This is a genomic window from Teichococcus vastitatis (assembly GCF_003604215.1).
In the GTDB taxonomy this organism is placed as follows: Bacteria; Pseudomonadota; Alphaproteobacteria; order Acetobacterales; family Acetobacteraceae; genus Pseudoroseomonas; species Pseudoroseomonas vastitatis.
The window spans coordinates 1-4490 of sequence record NZ_QXGS01000089.1 but is presented as its reverse complement, the minus strand read 5'-3'; the positions used below and the strand labels follow the sequence as shown (position 1 = coordinate 4490).

Sequence of the window (4490 nt, the reverse complement as noted above, 5' to 3'; positions counted from 1 at the left end):
TCGTCGAGCGGACGATCGGTTGGCTCAACCGATGCCGACGGCTCGCCAAAGATTGGGAATGTCTGAACCGATCCGCGCTCACCTTCCTACGCTGGGCCTCAATCCGCATCATGCTCCGAAGGCTATGCCAGGAAACCAGATGATCCCGGATGGACTCTCAGACACCCCAAGCCCGCGGCAGACCTCCCCCACCGACCGACCCTGAGCCAGTTCAACCTCTGCTTGGCGCAGCAGGCCAATGATCTGCTCCGCCGTGTAGCGCTTCTTCATGCCCGTAGCCTCCTTCCCAGAAGGCCAACTCTCTCACTCCATGTGGGCCGAGTTCAGGGGGGAAGGTCATCGGCGCCTGGGGAGAGCCAATGTTCGGGTGACTGGATAGGCTTCGTGCGCAAAGAAAAAGGCCGGTCCCGAAGGACCGACCCCATTTGCAATATGCTGCTCTGAAGCAAAGCCACCGGAGTGGCCATGCCCTCTGGAGCAGTATCAGACGAACAGGAGGTCGCCCGAGCTGACGTTGATCGTTGTCAGGCCAGTGAGGCCGGCGAGCTGAACAACCTGGTCGTCGGTATCTCCAATGGCCGCACCAGCGTAGTAGACGTAGGTGTTGCCGCTGTTCTCCCAGAAGGCAACCGAGCCGATAGCATCCAGCTCAGCGTCTGCCTGAACCGCAGCAAGCTGCTGCGTAAAGGTAGTATCAGCGCCAGGGAAGATGATCTTCCCGCCCGCTGTGGTGTTGACATTGCTGCCAGCTACTGGAGGGCTGGTATCAGCGGCCAACACGATTGCAGCACCACCAAAGTCGAGGATGTCGCCGGTCCCGCCCGCATTGAAGTCAGAGATGACGTCAAGGCTCGTACCCGCAAGAGAGCCGTTGGTACCGAATACGAAGGTATCTACACCAGCACCACCGCTTAGGCTATCGGCACCAAGTCCGCCAGTGATGATATCGTTGCCAGCACCACCGCTTAGGTTGTCGGCACCAGCGCCGCCGGTGAGGGTGTCGTCGCCATCGCCACCGCTTAGGCTATCGGCGCCATTGCCACCGGTGATAGCGTCGTTGCCAGCACCACCGCTCAGGTTGGAGGCGACAGCAGCACCCGTGATGGTGTCGTCACCAGCGCCACCATTGATAGTCACGCCCACTGCCACAATGGCCTGAGCATCGAACGTATCGTTGCCTGCGCTGCCCGTCAGGGTCGCCGCGTTGACCAGGGCACCCGTCGTGAAGTTAATGCCACCCGTGGTCACACCGCTTGCATCGAAGCTGGCCAGTGCCGTGCCCGTATGGGTCAACGCCAGACCGGCATCACCCGTGACAACGATGCTCTTCGCCGCTGCGTCAACTACGGTCACCGAGTGTTGGACGGTACCGGCCGGGGCCGCCGCAGTGTCGTCGCTGTTGATGCTGATCGTCTCAACATCGGAGGCGGTCACCGTGCCAGCATTGACGTTGCCAGCGGCGGTCACCTTCAGGTTCAGAACATCGGCGGTACCAGTCGCATCGGCAAGACCGACCGTGACCTGGGAAGCTACATCGCCACCAGTGAACTCAAGCGTAGATGCAGCAGCAAGGTTGCTCAGCGTCAGGTTAGTCGCCGCAATGGTGCTGGTGGACACGTAGTTTAGGCTGTCCAGGTTCGCCAGATTAACCGTCTGCGCGCCAGTGGGATCGGTCAGGACCAGCTTCTCAAAGTTCGAGATAGCTGCGCCAAAAGCAGTGGAGCCAGAAGCCGTGACAGCATTTGCAGCGGTCATGGTCAGGGTGTCAGCGCCGGTGCCAGCATCAATGCTACCGCCAGTGCCGAGCGCCGCCACGCCCACTGTTACCGTATCGTCGCCAGCGCCCATCGCGATGGCCTTGGTCGTGGCGACAAGCGAAACGGCGTCAGCACCAGCACCGCCCGTGAAGCTCGCACCGGCGGCCAGCGGAGCGCCGCTCATCGACAGACCGGCAGTGTTGGTCACAACCACGGTCTCAAGAGCGCCCATGCTATGACCGCTGAGAGTCACCGCGGCATCGCCAGAAACATTGAGCGCCCTCACGCCAGCAGCCGAAAGCGAGTTCAGCGTCGAAGCCGCCGTCGCCGACCCAACGTTCAGGGTCGTGATATCGCCATCGATGGTGACGGCGCCGGTCGTGATCAGGCCGTTCACGTTCAGGGCTAGGGCGGTGTTAGCCGGCGTGGTCAGCGCACCCAGCGTACCAGCGTTAACAGAGGTGCCGGTTCCGGACAGGTTGAGGGTCTTCAGAGCGCCGGAGCTAATGGCCGCATCGCCGAAGTTGTTCAGGGTCACAGTCTCGATCGTGCCCGCCGCAGTCAGGCTGGCAGCGTTCACGTCGGTGATTGCCACATCGCCATTTGCTTTGCCCGCGACAGTAGCCGAAGCCGTCGCAGCAGTGTCCTGGGTGACAGTCACCGAGGTCGTAGCCGCTCCGCCAATGACGGACACGTTACCCTGCGTGTTGGTCGTGTTCACCGCATTAGTAAGAGTCTCGGTGACGGTGATCTGCGTGCCACCAGTGATGGCGATGTCTGCCTGCTTCTCGGCACCCGCACCGGCAAAGGTGCTGCTGACCGAAACCGCGCCAACAGGAGCGGCTACATTGCCAACCACGATCTCAGCGGCAGTATCAGCGTCGGCGGTCGTGCCAGACACGGTAAGGGTGACGTTCTTTCCGCCATTAACCGCCACAGAACCATCAGCGGCAGTGGCGCCGGTAACGGTAGCAACGACATCGGTTGTAGCTGCAGCGGCCGCATTGACTGCGGCAACCGAGGTGGTGGTCAAGTTGGTCAGGCCAGAGAAACCGGAAGAGGTGTTGATCGCAACGCCCGCACCGCCCAGAATGCTGACGTTCTCAACGTTAGAAACCGTCACGCCAGTCGGCACGCCATTGAAGGCGCCACTTTGAATGAATTTAAGGGTATCAGACCCAGCGCCTCCATCAATGGAGTCGCCAAACTGAAGGAGGACATCGGCGCCAGTGGGAGCAACGTTGAAGGTGTCGTTATTCGCGGTGCCGGTCAGCTGGTCCACACTGGTAGTGAGCGTGAAAGTTTCACCAATCAAGCCGCCCAGAAGAGGACCGGTAAAGACCGCTTCTCCCTGAGCAGCACTACCAAGGAAATTGCTAATCGATGCGCTGACCCGTTGCTGGAACTCAGGCGAGGCCGAGAAACCAAGAAGGATCCGTTGAGTATCAAAGCCGTTCTGAGGATCGAGATAAAAAGCCAGCCCTGCAGGATCTGGTTCACGACCCAGAACGTTACTGTAAAGTGCGGTCAAAAAACCAAGAGAGAGATCGCTATTTCCATATCTCCCTGTGAATTCAGGAGATTCGCTGAACTGCAAGGAAAACCGAGCTAGAGTGCTATTATATTCATCTGATCCAGCATTGCCTGAGGCGCGCAGCTGATCAGCATAGAATTTGATGGCCTCGGTTGACTCCGGTACGCGGCCAAAGGCTGCTTGGTAGAGGCGCAGTACCGGCGCTACGAATGCCGAACTCTCTGCCGACGAGATCAAAGCCTGACGGATACCTGCGTCCGTCACTGCGCCAGATGTCGACACCGAGGTCCATGTATTTGTCTCTGCTTCGGTTGGGTCGCGGGCCAAGATGCTATTGTAATAGATCTTGATTGTTTCTGCGGTAGCCATTGGAGCGAGCGCCTCTTCGATTTCGAAATCGCTATAGCAAGGGCTGCTTTAGCTACTATCAGCGCCTACGCAGCATATTGCTTAATGCGATCATTGCCACCATATGGCACAGCCGCTGGTATAGCAAAGCCAAATCTAGGGTTGATTGATTTTTTCAGCTAACACTGTGTTGGGAATTTACACCCTTCATGCGTGTGCATACAAGTTGAGTATAAATTTTTCAGATAGGTCTCTAACTTCACAGATTCCTATGCAATACAACTCAACCTTTGGTAGTGTTTAGCCAAATCATATAGCGAAGCCGATGCCTCATGTATGTGCAAACACAAACTCATAGCAGTACTAAAACTCAGAAGTTGCGCCGTGTGGCAGGCGATTGGTTACGCTCACTTCGCGAGAAAAAAGGTCTTTCTCAGAAAGATATGGCGCGGTTAGTGGGTATAGAATACTATTCTTTTATATCTCAAATAGAGACGGGTCGCGGTCGAGTACCTTCATGTAAGTATGTCATTTGGGCAGAAGTTTTGGGAGTTCCAGCTTCTTTGCTCGCTAAGAAATTAATGAAGTACTATGATCCTGAAACCTACATTATACTTTTTCCGGCCGAAGAAGAAGACGAGGTATAAAGTTCTTAATAGCCTGTTTGAGCGGTTTCATATCCGCCCTTAGTGTCCGTCCGGGAACAAGATGAGACATCTGAATCGGTTGTGACTGGCGTGGAACGGCGCGAGCCAGGACAAGGTTGGAGCAGGAGGAAGCGCTCGCGCAGGTAGAGCCAGAGGCGCTCAACCGGGTTCAGTTCCGGTGCGTAGGGCGGCAGTAATACCAAC

At 57.2% G+C, this 4490-nt stretch carries 3 protein-coding genes and 2 pseudogenes; 2 read left to right on the top strand and 3 right to left on the bottom strand.

Annotated features, from left to right (window positions below):
* Positions 1-143, top strand: a pseudogene (locus D2K64_RS22845) (IS5/IS1182 family transposase); the annotation flags it as partial.
* A gap of 13 nt (positions 144-156) precedes the next feature.
* Here D2K64_RS22845 and D2K64_RS22840 read toward each other — a convergent pair.
* Both D2K64_RS22840 and D2K64_RS22835 read right to left on the bottom strand, forming a co-directional pair.
* Positions 157-270 (bottom strand): annotated as a pseudogene (locus tag D2K64_RS22840) (transposase); the annotation flags it as partial.
* A 213-nt stretch (positions 271-483) separates the two neighbouring features.
* Positions 484-3660 carry a DUF4214 domain-containing protein gene (locus tag D2K64_RS22835; RefSeq protein WP_120010680.1) on the bottom strand — a complete coding sequence of 1059 codons (3177 nt, stop codon included), beginning with the start codon at positions 3658-3660 and terminating at the stop codon, positions 484-486.
* Between the two features lie 311 nt (positions 3661-3971).
* Here D2K64_RS22835 and D2K64_RS22830 point away from each other — a divergent pair, with 311 nt between their 5' ends.
* Positions 3972-4286 (top strand): helix-turn-helix domain-containing protein, encoded by a 315-nt coding sequence (locus D2K64_RS22830; protein WP_120010679.1) that lies wholly within the window; start codon positions 3972-3974, stop codon positions 4284-4286.
* Between the two features lie 5 nt (positions 4287-4291).
* Here D2K64_RS22830 and D2K64_RS25800 read toward each other — a convergent pair.
* A partial coding sequence (locus tag D2K64_RS25800) for a transposase (RefSeq protein WP_370765158.1) occupies positions 4292-4490 on the bottom strand: 199 nt, incomplete at its 5' end.